The 19,072-nt window shown below is 68.2% G+C and carries 15 protein-coding genes; 13 read left to right on the top strand and 2 right to left on the bottom strand.

Features of this window, described 5'->3' with window-relative positions:
* The first annotated feature begins 49 nt into the window (after positions 1–49).
* The 7 genes from ftsX (at position 50) to EAS64_RS06975 (ending at position 8,424) form a co-directional block, all read left to right on the top strand.
* Entirely contained in the window at positions 50–955 is a 906-nt protein-coding gene (gene ftsX, locus EAS64_RS07005) for a permease-like cell division protein FtsX (RefSeq protein WP_145851818.1), read from the top strand.
* A gap of 96 nt (positions 956–1,051) precedes the next feature.
* Positions 1,052–1,516 (top strand): SsrA-binding protein SmpB, encoded by a 465-nt coding sequence (smpB, locus tag EAS64_RS07000; RefSeq protein ID WP_145851817.1) that lies wholly within the window; start codon positions 1,052–1,054, stop codon positions 1,514–1,516.
* Positions 1,517–1,846: 330 nt separating this feature from the next.
* The gene (locus tag EAS64_RS06995) at positions 1,847–3,832 is read left to right on the top strand and encodes a penicillin-binding transpeptidase domain-containing protein (protein ID WP_145851816.1); all 1,986 of its coding nucleotides are present in this window, start codon (positions 1,847–1,849) and stop codon (positions 3,830–3,832) included.
* A gap of 252 nt (positions 3,833–4,084) precedes the next feature.
* Positions 4,085–5,674: a citramalate synthase gene (cimA, locus tag EAS64_RS06990; RefSeq protein WP_145851815.1), complete on the top strand. Its 1,590-nt coding sequence runs from the start codon at positions 4,085–4,087 to the stop codon at positions 5,672–5,674.
* Between the two features lie 280 nt (positions 5,675–5,954).
* Positions 5,955–7,298 (top strand): MFS transporter, encoded by a 1,344-nt coding sequence (locus EAS64_RS06985; protein WP_145851814.1) that lies wholly within the window; start codon positions 5,955–5,957, stop codon positions 7,296–7,298.
* A 4-nt stretch (positions 7,299–7,302) separates the two neighbouring features.
* On the top strand, positions 7,303–7,548 hold the full coding sequence (locus EAS64_RS06980) for a DUF2630 family protein (RefSeq protein WP_145851813.1): 246 nt from the start codon (positions 7,303–7,305) through the stop codon (positions 7,546–7,548).
* Positions 7,549–7,629: 81 nt separating this feature from the next.
* Positions 7,630–8,424 (top strand): fumarylacetoacetate hydrolase family protein, encoded by a 795-nt coding sequence (locus EAS64_RS06975; protein WP_145851812.1) that lies wholly within the window; start codon positions 7,630–7,632, stop codon positions 8,422–8,424.
* A gap of 46 nt (positions 8,425–8,470) precedes the next feature.
* On the opposite strand, the gene EAS64_RS06970 is transcribed toward EAS64_RS06975, so the two are convergent.
* Both EAS64_RS06970 and EAS64_RS06965 read right to left on the bottom strand, forming a co-directional pair.
* A complete protein-coding gene (locus EAS64_RS06970; RefSeq protein WP_145851811.1) occupies positions 8,471–9,448 on the bottom strand; it encodes an acetylxylan esterase in 978 nt (325 codons plus the stop codon).
* A 9-nt stretch (positions 9,449–9,457) separates the two neighbouring features.
* Entirely contained in the window at positions 9,458–11,407 is a 1,950-nt protein-coding gene (locus EAS64_RS06965) for a cellulase family glycosylhydrolase (RefSeq protein ID WP_145851810.1), read from the bottom strand.
* Positions 11,408–11,619: 212 nt separating this feature from the next.
* On the opposite strand from EAS64_RS06965, the gene EAS64_RS06960 reads away from it, so the two are divergent.
* The 6 genes from EAS64_RS06960 (at position 11,620) to EAS64_RS06935 (ending at position 19,025) form a co-directional block, all read left to right on the top strand.
* Positions 11,620–12,672 (top strand): LacI family DNA-binding transcriptional regulator, encoded by a 1,053-nt coding sequence (locus EAS64_RS06960; protein WP_145851809.1) that lies wholly within the window; start codon positions 11,620–11,622, stop codon positions 12,670–12,672.
* 410 nt (positions 12,673–13,082) lie between these two features.
* The gene (locus EAS64_RS06955; protein WP_145851808.1) at positions 13,083–14,888 is read left to right on the top strand and encodes an ABC transporter substrate-binding protein; all 1,806 of its coding nucleotides are present in this window, start codon (positions 13,083–13,085) and stop codon (positions 14,886–14,888) included.
* Between the two features lie 138 nt (positions 14,889–15,026).
* Positions 15,027–16,022 (top strand): ABC transporter permease, encoded by a 996-nt coding sequence (locus tag EAS64_RS06950; RefSeq protein WP_145851807.1) that lies wholly within the window; start codon positions 15,027–15,029, stop codon positions 16,020–16,022.
* On the top strand, positions 16,019–16,948 hold the full coding sequence (locus tag EAS64_RS06945) for an ABC transporter permease (protein WP_145851806.1): 930 nt from the start codon (positions 16,019–16,021) through the stop codon (positions 16,946–16,948). The genes EAS64_RS06950 and EAS64_RS06945 overlap by 4 nt, the downstream gene beginning before the upstream one ends.
* A complete protein-coding gene (locus EAS64_RS06940) occupies positions 16,945–17,955 on the top strand; it encodes an ABC transporter ATP-binding protein (protein WP_145851805.1) in 1,011 nt (336 codons plus the stop codon). Before EAS64_RS06945 ends, EAS64_RS06940 begins: the two co-directional genes overlap by 4 nt.
* Positions 17,952–19,025 carry an ABC transporter ATP-binding protein gene (locus tag EAS64_RS06935; RefSeq protein ID WP_145851804.1) on the top strand — a complete coding sequence of 358 codons (1,074 nt, stop codon included), beginning with the start codon at positions 17,952–17,954 and terminating at the stop codon, positions 19,023–19,025. Before EAS64_RS06940 ends, EAS64_RS06935 begins: the two co-directional genes overlap by 4 nt.
* Positions 19,026–19,072 lie beyond the last annotated feature (47 nt).

Here is a 19,072-nt window from a genome sequence, read left to right as displayed (position 1 = left end):
GTGCCGCGCCAGACGGCACATGACTTACCAGGGATGAGATAAGGCCAGTATGCGTTCAAACTTCGTGTTCCAGGAGATCTGGGTCGGGCTGCGCCGTAACCTCACCATGACCGTCGCGCTGATCGTCGTGGTGGCGATCAGCCTGTCGCTGCTCGGCACCGGCCTGCTGTTCGTCAAGCAGGTCGACAGCACGCGCACGTACTGGCAGAGCAAGGTCGAGATCTCGGTTTACCTGTGCTACGCGGACAGCGCCAACCCGAACTGCCACGGCGCGGTGACGGACGCCCAGACGACGGCCCTCCAGCAGCGGCTGCACTCGATGCCGCAGGTGCAGAGCGTCACCTACGTGTCGCAGGCACAAGCGTGGGCCCTGTACAAGCAGGCGTTCTCCAACGACCAGTCGTACGTGACCATGATCAAGGAGACGGACATGCCGCCGTCGCTTGAGGTCAAGCTGGTCAACCCGTCGGCGGATTACAACGTCGTCTCCAGCGCGGTCACCGGGGCGGCGGGCGTGGACTCGGTGATCGACGAGATGAACATCCTGGACAAGTTCTACCGGCTGCTTGACGGCCTGCGGAACGCGGTCGTCATCGTGGCGCTGATCCTGGTCGTCGCCGCCGTCCTGCTTGTCGCCAACACCATCCGGTTGTCGGCCTTCAACAGGCGGCGGGAAACCGGCATCATGCGGTTGGTCGGCGCGTCCAACTTCTACATCCAGCTGCCGTTCCTGCTCGAGGGCGTGATCGCCGGCCTGCTCGGCTGGGTGCTTGCGGCCGCCCTGCTCATCGGGGTGAAGTCGCTGCTGCTCAACAACCTCCAGCAGTACTTCAATTACAACGTCGGCCTCTCGACCGCCGACCTGATCGAGGTCATCGTGCTTGCGATGGTCGTCGGGATTGCGCTCTGCGGCGTGACGTCGTTCGTTACGCTCCGCCGCTATCTGCGGGTCTAACCGCGGCCGCCATGGCGGTCCGGCAGGAGCGCACCCAGCGCCCTCGGCGGGCGGCCACCGGCGTACGGTAGCCGCAGGAAGTCCGACAGGAGAGACGTGGCACGCGAGCAGGGAAACAAGATCATCGCCTCGAACCGGCGCGCCAGGCACGATTACGCCATCGAGGACACGCTGGAGGCCGGCGTCGCGCTCACCGGCACCGAGGTCAAATCCCTGCGCGCCGGCCGCGCTTCACTTGCCGATGGGTTCGCACTGGTCTCAGACGGGGAAGTCTGGCTGCATAACGTTCACATTCCTGAGTACACCCAGGGCACGTGGACGAACCACTTGCCGAAGCGGACCAGGAAGCTGTTGCTTCACCGGGGGGAGATCGAGCGGCTGGTCCGTAAGACGTCAGAGCAGGGCCTGACGCTGGTCCCGCTGTCGCTTTACTTCAAGGACGGCAAAGTCAAGGTGGAGCTCGCACTTGCCCGCGGTAAACGGACATACGATAAGAGACAGGACCTGGCCAAGCGTGACGCGGCCAGGGAGGTTGAGCGTGCCTGGCGGCGACGACGGTGATTCCGGAGGCGGACGGTGACTGCGCGCTCTCATGAGCAAGGGAGCCACTCCGGCCGTCCCCGCGGTAGTGGCTTCCCCTTTACCGTCCCCGGCCTGTCTGGCCTCCCTGGACGTCGCAGCAGGACTGCCAACGCCGCGGATACCCGCGCCTGGCCCGATGAGGCGGGGGCGGCTCCAGGGGAGGACCAGCTTCCCGCGGACGCCCGGCAACTTCCCGCTCCAGGTTTCACGCCGGACTCCGGCGCTGCGCCCACTGCGCCCACTGCGCCCACTGCGCCCAGTACGGGGTTCGCGCCGGGCGAGGCGACTCCGCCGGGCCAGGGCACGCAGGTGCCGGATCAGGGCACGCTGCCGGATCAGGCTCCGCCGCGTCCGCCCGGCGCGCCCGCGCCGGGCCGCGCATCCGGCGGCCGCCGTGGGCACCGGCATCGCAAGCCCGTCGGCCGTGGGTCTTTCCTGTCGCGCAAGCAGCGTCTCGCGGCGATCTCCCTGCTTGTCGTCGCCACGTTCTGCGTCGGCTTCACCAATGGCTTCGGCAGTGAGGCGTCCGCGGAGCCGACCGTGCAGGCGTTCCTGTTCGACTGGCAGTCGGGGCATTACGCGGAGGCCGCCGCCCTCACCACCGGGGGCGCCGCGCTGGTGTCCACCCAGCTCGCGGCGGCGTACAGCAACCTCGACGCGAGCAACCGGTTCTTCGCGATGGGCAAGGTCACGCAGCACGGTGACAAAGCTATCGCCAGCTTCCGTGCCACCGTGGACCTCGCGCAGGCCGGGCAGCAGTGGGTCTACACCGGGCAGTTCAAGCTGATCTCGCGTGACGGTCACTGGCTCGTCGACTGGGCGCCGTCGGTCATCAACCCGGGGCTCGGTGCCGGTGACCGGCTCGCCGTGGTGACCGCGTACCCGCAGCGGGCCGGGATCCAGGACATGGGCGGCCGGCCGCTGATCGTCAAGTCGGCCGACTACCGGATCGGCGTCCGCCCCGGCGAGCTGAAGAACGCCACGGCGACGGCCCAGGATTTCAGCGACGTCACCGGACTTAGCGAGCAGCAGGTGGTCGGCCAGATTAAGGCCGCGCCGCCGAGCGACTTCCTGTCCCTGCTCACACTGAGCCCGGCCGAGTTCACCGCGCTGTGGCCCAGGTTGTCCAAGGTGCCAGGTCTCAGCCATCAGCTGCGGAACGAACGGCTGTTCTCCTCGCCCGCGCAGGAGGCTGTCGGCCAGGTCGGCACGGAAGACTCCGCCGAGCTGCGTGCCGAGGGCGCGGCCTACCAGCCGGGCATGACCGTTGGCCTGGGCGGCCTGCAGCAGCTCTACCAGGACGAGCTGACCGGCACGCCGACGACTTCGGTCGTGGTGGTGAACGCGGCAGGCCACACGGTCGCCACCCTGTGGAATTCACCCGGCGGTCACGCGGGCACACCGGTGCGGACCACGCTCGACAGCAAGCAGCAGACCGCCGCCATGACGGCGCTCGCCGCGCAATCGAATTCCGCCGAGATCGTCGCGCTCGACGCGCGCACCGGGGCCATCAGGGTCCTCGCCTCCCGTCAGGGGAGCCAGGGGACGCTGCCGTCGGGCGGCACGCTCGACGCGAAGGTAGAGCCGGGCATGGCGTTCAGCATCGTGTCCGCGGCGGCGCTGCTGTCTAAGGGCATCGGCATGAAGCACCCGCTGCCCTGCGAGCCGGTCGCCAACGTCGGCGGTCAGACCTTTACCTATCAGCTGGTGACGTCGACCACCGCGACGCTCGCCTCGGACTTCGCCGACGGGTGCGGCACCGCCTTCGCGAACATGTCGCGGACCCTGACACCGCAGCAGCTCACGGCCGCGGAGCGGGCCTTCGGCATCGGCGCCAAGTGGCAGCTGCCGCTGTCGGCGTTCTCCGGGTCCGCCCCCGTGGTATCGGGCGCGGCGGACGTGGCGGCGCAGGCGACGGGGGCCGGGGGCGTGCTGATGAGCCCGCTCGGCATGGCCACCGTGGCGGCCGAGGTCGCGGCGGGCACCGGGCACTCGCCGGTGCTGCTTTCCACCGACCAGTCCACCACCTGGCAGGCACCGCTGTCCGGCAAGCAGCTCACCGAACTCAGGGCGCTGATGCGGCTGGCGGTCAAGAAGGGCTCGGCGCACGCGGCCAACATCTCTGGTGCGCCGGTGTACGGCCAGGCCGGAGTGGTCAAGGCGGGCAAGCACTCGTACCTGAGCTGGTTCGTCGGCTACCGGGGCGGCCTGGCCATCTCCGTGCTCGAGACCGGCAGCACACCGCACCAGGCGGCGGCCGCCCTGGCGGGCGCCTTCCTCAAGGCGATCGGCTGAATCGCACTCGACGCCACCCCGGGTTGGCGCACAGCCACCCCGGTGTGGCACACTAGCTCCCGTGACGTCCGGCCTGATTATTATCGGCAGGCGCGTCGGCAGCTAGGGCAGAGCCCTAGTCGCGGCCAGCGGTAAAGGAACGCTGATCTCGATGCCGACGCGCAGACCTCTCGCGTATTCGCGAGGGGTCTTTTTGTTTGCCAGGAAACGCGCCGGCCCACCACAACAACACCGAAGAAACGGACAGAGACGATGCTCGACGACCAGTTTCACGTCTACGACACCACCCTGCGCGACGGCGCGCAGCAGGAGGGCCTGAACCTCACCGTCGCCGACAAACTGGTGATCGCGCGGCACCTGGACCGTCTCGGCGTCGGGTTCATCGAGGGCGGCTGGCCGGGCGCGATCCCGAAGGACACCGAGTTCTTCCGCCGTGCGCAGACCGAGCTCGACCTCAGGCACGCCACGCTCGCGGCGTTCGGTGCCACCCGCAAGGCCGGCGTTGCCGCCGCGCACGACCCCCAGGTGGCCGCGCTCCGCGAGTCCCGGGCACCCGTCGTGACGCTGGTCGCCAAGAGTCACGACCGCCACGTGGAGCTCGCGCTGCGGACCACGCTCGAGGAGAACCTCGCGATGATCGCGGACACGGTCCGGCACCTGCGGGCGGAGGGGCAGCGGGTCTTCCTCGACGCCGAGCACTTCTTCGACGGCTACCGGTCCAACCCGGCCTACGCGATCGAGTGCCTCAGGGCCGCCGCCGAGGCCGGCGCGGATGTCATCGCCCTGTGCGACACCAACGGCGGCATGATGCCCACCGAGCTCGGCGACATCGTGCACGCGGTCGCGGAACGCAGCGGCGCGCGGCTCGGCATCCACTGCCACGACGACACCGGCTGCGGCGTCGCCAACACCCTGGTCGCGGTCGAGGCCGGCGTCACGCACGTGCAGGGCACCGCGAACGGCTACGGCGAGCGGTCGGGCAACGCGAACCTGTTCAGCGTGGTCGCAGGCCTCCAGCTCAAGAAGGGCAAGCGGGTACTCGACGGCGAGGGCATCAGGGAGATGACCAGGATCGCGCACGCGATCAGCGAGGTCACGAACGTCACGCCGCACACCCACCAGCCCTACGTCGGCCTATCCGCGTTCGCGCACAAGGCGGGGCTGCACGCCAGCGCGATCCGCGTCGACCCGATGCTCTACCAGCACATCGACCCGGCCCTGGTCGGCAACGACATGCGCATGCTCGTCTCGGACATGGCGGGCCGGGCGTCCATTGAGCTGAAGGGGCGCGAGCTTGGCTTCGACCTGTCCGGTGACAAGGAGGTCATCGGCCGGGTGACCGACAAGGTCAAGGAGCTTGAGGCGCACGGCTACTCCTTCGAGGCCGCGGACGCCAGCTTCGAGCTGCTGCTCCGCGACGAGCTCGCCGGCGAGCGCAAGCGCCACTTCACCGTCGAGTCCTGGCGGGTCATCGTGGAGCGGCGCGAGGACGGTGCCGTGACCAGCGAGGCCACCGTCAGGCTGACGGCGAAGGGCGAGCGCGTCGTTGCCGTCGGCGAGGGCAACGGCCCGGTGAACGCGCTGGACCGGGCGCTGCGCGCCGCCCTTGAGCAGACCTTCCCCGAGCTGGCCACCCTGGAGCTGACCGACTTCAAGGTCCGCATCCTGGAGGGCTCGTCGGGCACCGGCGCGATCACCCGGGTGCTGATCGAGTCGAGCAACGCCGAGGGCGAGACCTGGTCCACGGTCGGTGTCGACGAGAACGTCATCTCCGCCTCCTGGCACGCCCTGGAGGAGGCCGTCAGCTACGGCCTGCTCCGCGCCGGCCGCGTGCCCGATTAGAGCCCTGAGGCGCGCCCGGAGCGGCACCCACCAGTGCATTCTCCGGGCCGTCCCGCCTCGGCTGGCTCACGAGGCACAGCCGGGCGGCGACGGTCGCCGCGGTCGTGACTTACCCACAAGACAAACACGAAACGGCATCAGTCGCGCGTCTCAGCATCATGCGGATGGTGGATAGTTCTCCACACTCCGGTGTGGAGAACTATCCACCATCTTTCGCCGACGCCTGCTGGGCACGGAACCGCTTTTGGTTGAGTGCGAAGTTCGCGACTATTGTTGCGTAGTGCGTAATTCGGGGCGGCGCGGGGCGGTGGGCCCCGCGCGATGGGCGGTATCGGCGCACTTCCTGATCATGGGCTGGTGTTCCGGCGTGTGGCTGGCCCGCGTCCCGGCCGCCAAGACGCAGGCGCACCTGTCGGACGGCACCCTGGGCATCGCGCTGTTCGCGGTCCCCGTCGGCCTCGTGCTCGGCGCGGCGCTCGCCGAGCGGCTTGTCGACCGGGCGGGCAGCTCCGTCCTGGTCCGCGTCACCGGCCTGGCAAGCTGCGTGGGAACGACGCTCCCCGGCTTCGCGCATAACCTGCCCGTGCTGATGGCGGCCCTGTTTGTCATCGGCGTGGCCGTCGGGACCCTCGACGTCTCGCAGAACGCCCAGGGCGTCCGCGTCGAGGCCGCCTACGGCCGTCCGGTGATGACGTCGATGCACGCCTTCTACAGCCTCGGGGCGATCCTCGGCTCGCTGGCGGGCGGCGGCTTCGCCCTGGCGGGTATCGGCCTGCTGCCCTCTCTGGCCGCGGCGGGGATCACCGGGCTGATCGTCGACGCCACCGCCGGATTCTGGCTGCTCCCCGAGACCCCGGAGCCACCAAACGAGCCGCGTGGCACACAAGGCCAGCTCTATTGGCCCGATGGCACACAAGGCCAGAACGATTCTGGCCTTGCGGCACCCAGGGCCAGTTCGGAAGCGCTGGCAACTGTCCCTTCAAGCACGCAAGTCACTCCAGCAGTCGTGGACCGCCGGCAGGTGCGGCGCTTGGTCCTCGCGCTCGGCGTGCTCGGCATCTGCGGCCTGATCTGCGAGGGCGCGGCGGGCGACTGGTCGGCCGTCTATCTTAGGGACAACCTGGGCACCAGTGCCGGCCTCGCGGCCTTCGGCTTCGCTGCCTTCTCCGTCACCATGACCGTCGGCAGGGCGGTCGGCGACCGGCTCATCCACCGCTTCGGGGTTGTCACGGTGATCAGGACGAGCGGCGTGATCGCCACCGCGGGCATCGCCTTGGCGCTCTCTACCCGGGTTCCCGCCGTGACCATCGCCGGGTTCACCGCATTCGGGGCCGGCCTGTCCATCGTCGTTCCGCAGGTGTTCGCGGCAGGCGGTCGCGCCGACCCGGAGCGTCCAGGCTCGGGCCTGGCCCGGGTGGTCGGCCTCGGCTACACGGGCATGGCGGCGGGCCCGGCCATCATCGGCGTGGTCGCGAACCAGATCGGCCTCCACCTGGCGCTGGTCGTCCTGGTCGTGCTCGCCGCCTGGATCGCGGTAGCTGCCTCCGCCCTAGGGGAACCACGGAACCGTTCGGGAAAACTCATATCCCCGATCGCGGACCAGAAGGCCGCGGGCATACCTTAAGCACATGGATGACAGGGAGATCATGTCGCAGATCAGTGAGCTGATCACCACGGAGCATGACCTGCGCGGCCAGCTCGCGCGCGGCGAGCTCACCTCGGAACAGGAGCGGGAGCGCCTTCGTTCTGCTGAGGAGGCGCTCGATCAGTGCTGGGATCTGCTGCGCCAGCGCCGGGCGAAGCGCGAGTTCGGGGAGAGTCCCGAGGGTGCGGCGGTCCGGTCGGTGTCCGAGGTGGAGGGATATCAGCAGTAGCAGCCCCGGGTCAGGATCGGCGCTCCCCGCGAGAGCCACGGGCAAGTAGGCTCGAAGCGACAAGCGAAGCGAAGGAGCATCGTGCGTATCGCGAGGTTCGCCAAGGGCGACGGCGTCGCTTACGGCGTCGTTGAGGGTGAGTCCGGCCAGCAGCAAACGATCGCGGAGCTGTACGGCCACCCGTTCGGTGTCGATCCGGCAGGAGTGCGGCTCACCGGCGAGCGCTATCCGCTGGCCGAGGTGCGGCTGCTCGCGCCCGTCCTGCCGTCCAAGGTGGTGGCCGTCGGCAAGAACTATGCCGAGCACGTCAAGGAGATGGGAGGAAACGAGCTCCCCGCCGAGCCGGTCCTGTTCCTCAAGCCGTCCACGTCGGTCACCGGTCCAGGCGACAGGATCGCGTATCCGGTGAAGATCACCGAGCGGGTGGACTACGAGGGCGAGCTCGCCGTGATCATCGGCAGGCTCTGCAGGGACGTGCCGCGGGAGCGGGCAGCCGAGGTCATCTTCGGCTACACCTGCGCGAACGACGTGACCGCGCGGGATCTGCAGGCCAAGGACGGCCAGTGGACCAGGGCGAAGGGCTTCGACACGTTCTGCCCGCTCGGGCCGTGGATGGAGACCGGGGCCGACCCCGCCGACCTCGGCATCACCACGACGGTCAACGGCGCGGTCAAGCAGCACGCCAGGACGTCCGAGCTGCTGTGGGACGTGCCGTCGCTCATCCAGTTCGTGTCGTCGGTGATGACGCTGCTGCCCGGTGACGTGCTGCTGACCGGCACGCCCGAGGGTGTCGGCCCGCTGGTCGACGGTGACGAGGTGTCGGTGACGATCGAGTCGGTCGGCACCCTGACCAACCGCGTGGTCATCCGCGACTGAGCCCGGTTGGCCGGGGCCGGCGTCTGAACCTGGCCCCGGCTAGCGCTCACCTGGCCGGGAAGTGCTTGCCCAGGTGCGCGAGCTGCCGCTCGGTGTGCCCCCTGGGGCAACTGTGGTCGCTGTATGGGTAGACCGCGATCTCCTTGTCCGCCGTGATCTCGTTGTACGCGGCGAAGACGGTCGACGGCGGGCAGATGTCGTCCATCAGGCCCACGCTCACCAGCGTGGTGGCCGTGATCCTGCGCGCGAGCAGTGCGCAGTCCACGTACCGCAGCGTGTTCAGGGCCGGCTCGATGAGCTTGGTGTTCTCGGCGAGGAACTCGGGGATCTCGGTGTACGGCGCGTGCGGCGCGAGCGTGATCGCCCGCTGGATGTCGCAGAGGAACGGCACGTCGGCGTGGCAGACCCGGACCACGTCCGGGCGCAGCGCCGCGGCGGCGAGCGCGAGCGCCCCGCCCTGGCTGCCGCCGGTCACCGCGATGCCGGGACCGGCGCCGGAGCCTGCCAGCTTGATCGCGGTGTCGATCGCTAGCGCGGCGTCGGTGAACAGCCGGGTGTAGTAGTAATCCTCGGGGCGCGTGATACCCCTGGTCATCACGAGCGAGTTCTCCGGCCCGGTCCCGGTGCCGCCGTCCGGCGTCGCACCGCTGGTCCACCGGCCGCCCTGGCCGCGCGTGTCCATGACGAGCAGCGCGTAGCCGAGCGCGGGCAGCAGCACGTGCTCGGCGGGCACGCCGCGCCCGCCGCCGTACCCGATGAACTTGACGACCATGGGCGCCGCGGCGTTGCCGCGCGGACGGAAGTGCCAGGCCCTGATCCGGTCGCCGCCGCCCCCGGAGAACTCGACGTCGTCCACCTGGAACGGGTCGTACAGCCCGGGCTGGTGCGGCGTGCGAGTGAGCGGCTCGGCGAGTGCTCGTGCCTCTGCGATACGCCCGGCCCACCAGTCGTCGAGCCCGTCGGGCTCCTGTGTGCTCGTGCGGTACTCGCGCAGCCGCTCGAGCGGCATGTCATACCAGGGCATAAGAGAACCTTAGCTCTCGGCGATCTTGAACACCTTGATCCCGAACGGTTGCAGCGTGACCCTGTTCACGATCTCGGTCTCGCCGAGCGCGGTCAGCCCCGCGGGGAGCACCCTGTCGCCGGTCGTGCCGAGCACCGGCTTGACCGTCAGCTCCTCGTCGGCGTGGCTGGAGATGACCGCGAACCGCGTGCCGTCGCGGTGCACGAGCACGTCACAGGCGACGTCCGGGTCCTCGACCGTCACCGACCTGCGGACGCCCGCGTGCGTGGCGAGCGCGCCGTACAGCGCGACCGTGGCGTCCGGGTTGACCCGGGCGACGGCGGCGGCCATGTACTCGAGCGGGTAGGTGCACAGGATCAGCGAGCCGCGGCCGACCTGCCGCCGCAGCAGCGCGGGGCGGCCGTGCGCGTCGGTGGCGATGACCTCCGCCGTGGTGGGCGTGACGGGCAGGTAGGCGCGCACGTGCTCGTTGCCCCCGACGGGGAAGGTGAGCGAGGTGCCCCTGGTCAGGCCGCCGAAGTCCCTGGTGAAGGTGAGCTCAACGAGGTCGTCGGTGATCGGGTCCACCATGCCCACGTCGAGCTGGTGCTTCACGCCGAACAGGTCGTTCATCGACCCGTAGGACGGGCCGCGGTGCCAGGACACGTCGCCGGCGCTGTAGGACACGTAGACCGTCGCGCCGTCGTTCGCCAGCTTCTCAAGCGCCGCGGCGGTGGGGGCGAGGATCTGCTTGGCGGACGGGACGAGGTACAGCCGCGCTCCCGGCTCGATGCCGGCCGTCTCGCGGGTCAGCTGCGGTGGCAGGTCGGCAAGCCGGGCGGAGATGTACGCCTGGTGCAGCGACTTGGCGACCGCGACGTGGCTGTCCGGCGAGGTGAAGGGGTACTGGTTGTCCAGGTAGCTGGACACGACGAGCGCGGTGTCGGTGTCCGCGCGCTCGCAGTTCGCGAAGTCGATGGCGTCGAGCGTCCGCGCGAAGGCTTTCATCTCGGTGAGCGTGGCCTTGGGCGTGCCGTGGGCATCGGTGAGCCCGAAGTTCTGCTCGAACGCGTGGTGCCGGTACGGGTCCTGCTGCGGGAGCGCGAAGTCGGTGTTGTTCCAGGCGATCCAGCCGGTGGCGCCGGCCAGCAGGGTGCTGTGCATCAGGTGCCTGTAGTACACGGCGGCGTTGGCGTCGGAGGCGAAGTCGGAGCTGACGCCGAACTCCTCCATGATCACCGGCTTGCCGAAGGTGCCGGAGAGCTCGCAGGCGACGGCGGCGGCGTAGCGCTGCCGCACCGGGTCGTCGCCGACCGGGTAGATGTGCGGCCCGAGGAAGTCGACGAGCTGCGAAACCTCGGCGAGCCTGAAGCCGTTGTCGTTGCCGGTGACCTCGATGCCCCAGGCGCCGTCGCCGAGCGAGAAGGGCTGGTGCCCGCCGGCCGCGCGCACCGCGTCCTTGATGATCCGCGCCCAGGTGTCGACGATCTTGTGGTCGGTGCTCGCGCCGCCGTACAACGGCATCTCGTTGGACACCAGCCAGCCCGCGACGGCCGGGTGGTCCGCGAAGCGGCGCACCATCTCCGCCGCGAACCAGGCCTGCCGGCCGACCAGCCATATGTCCTCGTACAGGTCTCTGCCGCCGCGCCAGGCCGGGTCCCAGTTCTCGCCGGACATGTGGCCGACGATGAAGGTGGGGATGGTCTGCAGGCCCTGGTCGCTGTGCCGGTCCAGGAAGTCGGCGTAGCGCGCCGTCATCGTCTCGTCGATCTCGTACGGGCCTGGCATGAAGTCGGGCCAGTAGAAGAACGACCTGGTCATGGTCAGGCCGTGCCGCCTGAGCACGGCCAGCTCCGCGCCGATGACCGACGGGTCGTAGCTGCGCCACATCAGCGGACCGCCGGTCCGCGACCAGAAGTTCGCGCCAAGCCAGTTCACGGGCGTATCGCCAGTGCTGACCTTCGATGTGTTCCTGCGCACGCTCGGCCTCCTCGCCGGGTAGTTGACGCCTCTTCCGCCGGGTAGGCCTGTCGGCCTGGACTATACCGGTTTAGCGGGCCATCGTCCACGGTAAGCACTTCCCCGGGACGCGTCCCGGATTTACCCTTGGACTTTCCGCGGAGTTTCCGGGACGCGTCCCGGAAACATCCCGGTTATGCTTAACCGGGATAGTGAACGCGTGAGGGGACCGGATGAAACGGCCGACGATCACCGACATCGCCCAGCGGGCCGGCGTTACCAAGGCCGCCGTGTCGTTTGCGCTCAATGGCCAGCCGGGTGTGTCCGCGGCGACCAGGGAGCGCATCCTCGCGATCGCCGAGGAGATCGGCTTCCAGCCGAGCAGCGCCGCCCGTGCGCTGACCGTGGGCAAGGCCGGAGTGCTCGGCCTGGTTATCGACCGGCCGGCCAGGACGCTCGGTATCGAGCCGTTCTTCATGCAGCTGATCTCCGGCATCCAGGCCGATCTCGCCGCGCACCAGGTCACCCTCCAGTTCACCATGACCGAGGACCCCGACGCGGAGATCGAGCTCTACCGGCAGTGGTGGGCGCAGCGCCGGGTGGACGGCGTGTTCATCGTCGACCTGCAGGTTGACGACCGCCGGATCCCGGTCATCGAGAAGATGCGCATGCCCGCGGTCGTGGTCGGCACGCCGCGCGGCGCCGGCTCGCTGCCCGCGATCTGGCAGGACGACCGCGCCGCCGTCGAGGTCGTGGTCCGCTACCTCGCCGAGCAGGGGCACCGGCGCATCGCCCGGGTGGGCGGCCGGTCCACGTACTGGCACTCGGTGCTCCGCCGCGACGCGTTCGAGGCGGCCGCGGCCATCGCCGGGCTCACCGCCTTCTCCGTCGAGGCCGACTACACCGCGGAGCACGCCGCGCATGCCACGGTCAGCCTGCTCGGCAGCGCCGAGCCGCCGACCGCGATCCTGTACGACAGCGACGTGATGGCCGCCGCAGGTCTCGGCATGGCACAGCGCATGGGCGCGAGCGTGCCCGGCGGTGTGTCGATTATCTCGTGGGATGACTCCGCTCTGTGTGAGCTCATGCACCCAGCGCTTACCGCGTTGCAGCGGGACATCGCCGGTACCGGTACGACCGCGGCGCGGGTGCTGCGCGAAATGGTGGCCGGCGGTCACCCGGAGAGCGTGGCGGAAGCCCTGCCAGCACTGCAGGCTAGGGCGAGCTCCGGATCGGCGGTGCCGTCGGAGCTTCCGCTGCCCGGCCGCACCCGCAGGACCGCGTAGCCGGCGCGCCAGACTCGCACGTTTTTCCTCATCTCTGATCACGGTTTGCACCAGTTTGGACAACGTTCGTCCTGACCTGCGGGTATCCTCAGCGCGACCTCGTCGGAACGTGGCCGAAACCCGATTGCGATCCGAGCGATACAAAGACGGCCCTTTACGTGGATGCCACTTTGGGTTAACACTTAACCGGTATAGCCCACCTGTTCAACGGCGACACCGAGGCAGACGGGGCGGAGTGATCTCCGCCCGCCGCGGCGCCGTCGCATCAAGAACGGACAAAAGTCCCGGATTCGGGAGCCATCCGGCAGTGGTTGGCACGCGCCTTAACCGGCACGCTACGGCTAACTGCCTCAGGTGACCCCGCGAATCCAGGGTCAAAGCAGGACTTGCTAGTGAGGAGGAATGAGCAGGTGAGACCTACAACAAGTAGGACGGCCAAGCGGGTGCGTTACGGCTCCGCCGCCATCGCCGTGCTCGCGCTGGGAACGGCCAGCGCTTGCAGCAGCAGCACGTCAACGAACAGCACCGCCCCGTCGGCCTCGACCTCGGCTTCGGCCTCGGCGAGTGGCTCGGCGTCGGCGACGACCGGGGGTACCCTTAGCTTCCCGAGGAACGAGACCCTCTACACCAGCGGCACCGCCTACGGGCCGCCGGTGAACTGGAACCCGCTCGACACCGGTGCCTTCGCGACCGGTACGCAGGGGCTCATCTACGAACCGCTGTACCTGTACGACCCGATCAAGGGTAAGTACCTCCCGTGGCTCGCCACCGGCGACGAAGCAGCCGGCTGGCAGGGCAGCAAGTACGTCATCAACGTGCGTTCCGGCGTCAATTGGAGCGACGGTCAGCCGATGACCGCCGCGGACGTCGCCTACTCGATCAACCTGGCGCGTAACAACACGGCCGACCCGTACTCGGCCAACGTCGCCACGGTCGCGAGCGCGGTCGCCAGCGGCAGCACGGTCACCGTGACCTTCAAGGGCACGCCCGGCTACACCGAGTTCACGGACTACCTGTGGAAGGCCCCCGTTCTCCCGCAGCACATCTGGTCCAAGATCCCGGCAAGCAAGATCGCGACCGACGCCAACACCAGCCCTGTTGGCACCGGCCCGATGACGCTGAACACCGCCAACACCCAGGAAGTGGCGTACCAGACCAAGTCGGACTGGTGGGGCACCGCCGCCCTCGGCTACTCGTTCAAGTTCAAGTACCTCGTCGACATGGTCAACAGCTCCAACAGCCAGGAGCTCGGCCAGCTCACCGCGGGCAACGTCGACTGGTCGAACAACTACCTGCCTGGCATCAACATGCTCACCCAGGCGCAGGGCGGCAACGGCGGTTACACGCTCAAGTTCTACGGGAACGCCGCGTCGCACTACATGCTGTCGGGCAACACGGTGTGGCTCGAGCCGAACACCACCAAGGCCCCGTTCAACAACGTCAACTTCCGCAAGGCGATGGCCGCCGCGCTGAACCCGTCGGCGATCGCCCAGGCGGTCTATGGCGGCATCGCGTCCCCGTCCACCCCGACGGGTCTGCTGCCCACGCTGAACGGCTTCATCGATCAGTCCGTGGTCAGCCAGAACGCCACCACCTACGACCCGAACAAGGCCAAGTCGCTGCTGGCGTCGTCCGGCTACAACGGGCGCACCCTCACCCTCGAGGCCCCGCAGGGCTGGTCCGACTGGAACAGCGCGCAGACGGTCATCGCGCAGGAGCTGAACGCGGTCGGCATCAAGGTGCAGGTCACCCAGCCGTCGTTCAACCAGCGCACGGCTGACATCACCAATGGCACCTACGACCTGGCGCTTGACAACAACGCTGGCCTGGACTCCTCCCCGTGGTCCTACTTCCAGCGCGTCTTCCAGCTTCCGATCCAGAAGGAGCAGTCCGCCCAGCTCAACTGGGAGCGGATCAACTCGCCGGCGGACTGGAACCTGGTGCAGCAGGCGGCCGCAACCGCGCCGTCTGACACCGCCAAGCTGAACCAGATCTACTCCACGCTGGAGAAGGACTTCCTGCAGCAGCAGCCGGAGATCCCGCTCTGGTACAACGGCATCTGGTTCCAGGGCAACACCCAGTACTGGTCCAACTTCCCGTCAAGCACGAGCAGCGACAACCAGAACATCCCGGCCATGTGGAACGGTTACATCGGTGCCATGACCACAGTGCCCGCCCTTGCTCAGCTCAAGCCGACTCCGCAGACGGCGAGCTGACACTGGCAATAGATCGCGATAATCACTAGCGGTCCGCTCGGCGACCCGTTCGCCAGCCCTCCGGGTTCCCTCACCCGGGCACAAGGGCCGGCGAGCGGGTCGCAGGGCCGTTGATTCGTAACCCCCGGGAGACTGCCAGTGCGGCGCTATCTCAGTAGGAAAATCATTACGTACCTGGTGGCGTTCTTCATCGGCGTCACCGTTGACTGGGCGCTCCCGCACTTCATGCCGGGCGACCCGATCCAGGGAATGCTCGCCAAGTACAACGTGGCGAACACCGCGGGGTACCAGGCGCTCTACGCGCAGTTCCAGGCGTCCTACGGACTCAACGTGTCGCTGTGGCAGCAGTACCTGAACTTCTGGCACGGCGTGCTGACCGGCGACTTCGGGCAGAGCATCTTCGCTCAGGGGGCCACGGTCGCCTCGCTTGTCTTCTCGGCGATGCCGTACACGCTCGCCTTGCTCGTCCCGGCCGTGCTGCTGTCTTACGTCCTGGGGAACCGGCTGGGCGCCGCGGCCGCACGCCGCAAGGTGCTCGACAACTCCGTCCTGCCGCTCGGCTACGTGCTGCAGGCGCTCCCCTACCCGTGGTTCGCCCTGGTGGTCGTCTACCTGTTCGGCCCGCTGTGGCACCTGTTCCCGACGTCCCTTGGCTACGACCAGGGGCTCATTCCGCACTTCGACTGGACGTTCATCGCCTCCGCGCTCGACCACTGGTTCCTGCCGTTCCTCACGGTGTTCCTGGTGAGCCTCGGCGGCTGGGCGATCGGCATGCGGAACCTGGTCATCTACGAGCTTGAGAACGACTCCTCCCGCTACCTGCGCGCCCTTGGCTCAAGCGAGCGGGTGGTCCGCAGATACGCGTACCGGAACGCGTCGCTGCCGCAGCTTTCCGGGCTCGCGCTCTCTCTCGGTGTGGTCATCGGCGGCAACATCGTCACCGAGGTCGCCTTCCAGTACCCCGGCCTCGGCAACCTGATATTCAAGGCGATCGGTGCCCAGGACTACTTCCTGCTGCAGGGCATCTTCATCTTCATCGTCATCGGCGTCCTGCTCGCGAACTTCATCATTGACCTTGTGTTCATCTCGGTCGACCCGAGGACGCGGCTGAGCATGCAGGGGGCAACGGCATGAGCGAGTCCATCAGCCAAGCTCCGGCTCCGGAGATCGCTGCCACCGGCCTGCCGGCCGGGCCGGCCGGGGCGACCGCGCTCCCCAAGCGCAACGAGTTCATTCACTACGGGCTGCGGAACCCGAAGCTGCTCTTCGGTCTCATTGTGGAGGTCCTCCTCGTCCTGGCGGCGATCATCGCACCGTTCTTCGCCAAGTACGCGCCGCTGGCAACCACCAACATGGCTGTGCAGCACCCCGGCGGGGCCTTCTGGCTGGGCACCGACCTCAACGGCTATGACATGTACTCGCAGCTCACCAACGGCCTGCGGGAGTCCTATCTGATCGGCGCGCTCGGCGCGGCGTTCGCCACGGCCGTCGGCCTGGTGATCGGCTTCCTCGCCGGCTGGCGCGGCGGCTGGCTGGACGAGATCCTGCAGCTGATCACCAACGTCCTGGTGATGATCCCCAGCCTCGTGCTGCTCATCGTGATCGGTTCCTACCTGACCTCGCGGAGCATCCTGTTCGAGGGCGCGTTCATCGGCCTGACGACCTGGCCGTGGGTGGCCAGGGCGGTCAGGGCGCAGACGTTCACGCTGCGCAGCCGCGAGTACGTCGACCTGGCCCGGCTGTCCGGGAAGCGGCCGGTGTCGATCATCGTCAAGGAAATCGCGCCGAACATGGCGTCCTACCTGTTCCTCGTCGTCATCCTGCTGTTCGGCAGCTCCATGCTGATCGCGGCCAGCTACGACTTCCTCGGGCTCGGCCCGAGCCAGACCGTCTCGCTCGGCTACATGATGAACCAGGCAGCCAACAACTCGGCGCTCTTTTATCACATGTGGTGGGTGTTCATCCCGCCGGGCGCGGTGCTGGCCCTGATGGTCGTCGCGCTGCTGATCGCGAACGTCGGCCTCGATGAGGTCTTCAACCCGAAGCTGAGGGAGTCATGAGCGTTAACGTTGAGAACCTCTCGGTGGCTTACCGCAGCCGCCGGGGCGACGTGACCGCCGTCGACAACGTCAGCTTCTCCCTAGCCGACGGGGAGATCATGGGCCTGGCGGGTGAGTCGGGTAGCGGCAAGTCCACCCTCGGGAACGCGCTGGTCTACCTGGACCCGCGAATGAAGACGACCGGCGGCAAGGTCTCCGTGGATCGCAGGGAGCTGCCGATCGCGGACAACGGCGCCATGCGCCACCGGCGGATGACCGAGGTATCGCTGGTACCGCAGTACGCGATGTCCGCGCTCACCCCGACGCGGAAGATCGGCAGGATGATCAGCGACCTGCTCAAGTCCCATCACGTGAAGGACCGGGCAGCCGTCATGACAGAGCTCTGGCGCCGCCTAGAGCTGATCGGACTGAAGGAGGACGTGCTGAGCAAGTACTCCTTCGAGCTGTCGGGCGGCATGCGGCAGCGCGTGACGATCATCATGTCCACGCTGCTCAACCCGTCACTGCTGGTCGCCGATGAGGTGACGTCCGCGCTCGACGTGTCCAGCCAGCGTGCGGTGGGCGAGATGCTGACCGAGTTCCGCGATCGCGGCTACATCAAGTCGGCCATCACGATCACCCACGACCTGGCGATCCTGGCGCAGATCGCCGACTCCATCGCGATCATGTACGCGGGCCGGCTGGCGGAGCGGGCGCCGACCTCGGTGCTCGTGGACAGTCCGCTGCACCCCTACACCCAGGCGCTGCTCAACTCGCTGCCCGCGGTGGGGGTGCGGCACGACCAGGTGACGCTGACCGGCATCCCCGGCCGCCCGCCGTCGCTGGTGAACCCGCCGACCGGCTGCCGCTTCCGTGAGCGCTGCCCGTTCGCGTTCGCCAAGTGCACGGAGACTCCGCCGTTCGAGGAGATCAAGCCGGGTCACCTGGTCGCGTGCTGGAAGGTCAGCCAGGAGAACGCCGACCTGGCCGGCGCGGGACAGGGACTGCCCGTGAGGGAGAAGGTATGACGACGCTCAAGCTCGACCAGGTTTCCAAGCTCTACCGGTCGACCTCCAGGGACGGCGGGCTCACTCCGGCGCTGCGTAAGGTCAGCTTCGAGATGAAACCGGGCGAGGTCATCTCGCTCATCGGCGAGTCTGGCAGCGGCAAGACCACGATCGGCAAGGTCCTGCTCCGCCTGGCCAAGCCCACCTCGGGCACGGTGACCTTCGACGGAAAGAACATCGCGTCCTACTCCGGGCGTGGGCTAAAGGACTACTACCGGCAGGTGCAGGGCGTCTTCCAGGACCCGTTCAGCTCTTACAACCCGATCTACCGGGCGGACCGGGTCTTCGACCTGGTGCGGTCGTCGTACTTCCCGAACGTCGGCGACAAGGAATGGTCGGACAAGATCGACGCCGCGCTTGACGCGGTCGCGCTGAACCCGGGTGACGTTCTCGGCAAGTACCCGCACCAGCTGTCGGGCGGGCAGCAGCAGCGGCTGCTTATCGCCCGCGCGCTGCTGCTCGACGTCAAGGTGCTGATCGCCGACGAGATCATCTCGATGCTCGACGCGTCGACCCGGGTGGACGTGCTGAACCTGCTTGTCAAGCTCAAGCAGAAGGGCCTGGCAATCCTCTTCATCACCCACGACCTGTCGCTCGGCAACTACGTCTCCGACCGCACGATCATCCTGCGGCACGGGGCGATCGTGGAGATGGGCGCGACGGAGAAGGTCTACGGCAACCCGCAGCACGAGTACACGAAGATGCTGCTCACGGCGGTCCCCGAGCTGCACAAGAAGTGGGCGCACGAACCGCTCGGTGCTGTCCCGGTCTCTGCGAACGGCGCTACCGTGACCGGGCTGAACGGGAGCGTGGCGGACGTCATCGCCACCGACGTGCCGGCGAGTGCCCTGGCGCACGCCAGCATCCTCGACGAGATCACGCACGCGGAGCAGGTGGTCAAGCGCGACCTGCGCGCGATCTTCGGCGGCAGCCGTGCGGTGGCGAGCGGCAAGTCCCAGGTGGCGGTGGCTCTCGAGCCTCCGGCCCTGCACGAGTTCGAGCCCGACCACCTCGTGGCGGAACCCGAGTAACCCATACCGGGGCCGGGTTCTTCGGTGACAGCCACTGGGGTCGGCAT

This window comes from Trebonia kvetii, assembly GCF_007827045.1.
GTDB classification, from domain to species: Bacteria; Actinomycetota; Actinomycetes; order Streptosporangiales; family Streptosporangiaceae; genus Trebonia; species Trebonia kvetii.
The sequence above is the reverse complement of the archived record's forward strand: the minus strand, read 5'-3'. Positions and strand labels throughout refer to the sequence as shown.

What these genes read in the sequence shown, in the direction of transcription:
- ftsX (WP_145851818.1), top strand. Translation starts at nt 50, where the DNA reads ATGCGTTCAAACTTCGTGTTCCAGGAGATCTGGGTCGGGCTGCGCCGT.
- cimA (WP_145851815.1), top strand. Translation starts at nt 4,085, where the DNA reads ATGCTCGACGACCAGTTTCACGTCTACGACACCACCCTGCGCGACGGC.
- EAS64_RS06980 (WP_145851813.1), top strand. Translation starts at nt 7,303, where the DNA reads ATGGATGACAGGGAGATCATGTCGCAGATCAGTGAGCTGATCACCACG.
- EAS64_RS06970 (WP_145851811.1), bottom strand. Translation starts at nt 9,448, where the DNA reads ATGCCCTGGTATGACATGCCGCTCGAGCGGCTGCGCGAGTACCGCACG.
- EAS64_RS06960 (WP_145851809.1), top strand. Translation starts at nt 11,620, where the DNA reads ATGAAACGGCCGACGATCACCGACATCGCCCAGCGGGCCGGCGTTACC.
- EAS64_RS06945 (WP_145851806.1), top strand. Translation starts at nt 16,019, where the DNA reads ATGAGCGAGTCCATCAGCCAAGCTCCGGCTCCGGAGATCGCTGCCACC.
- EAS64_RS06940 (WP_145851805.1), top strand. Translation starts at nt 16,945, where the DNA reads ATGAGCGTTAACGTTGAGAACCTCTCGGTGGCTTACCGCAGCCGCCGG.
- EAS64_RS06935 (WP_145851804.1), top strand. Translation starts at nt 17,952, where the DNA reads ATGACGACGCTCAAGCTCGACCAGGTTTCCAAGCTCTACCGGTCGACC.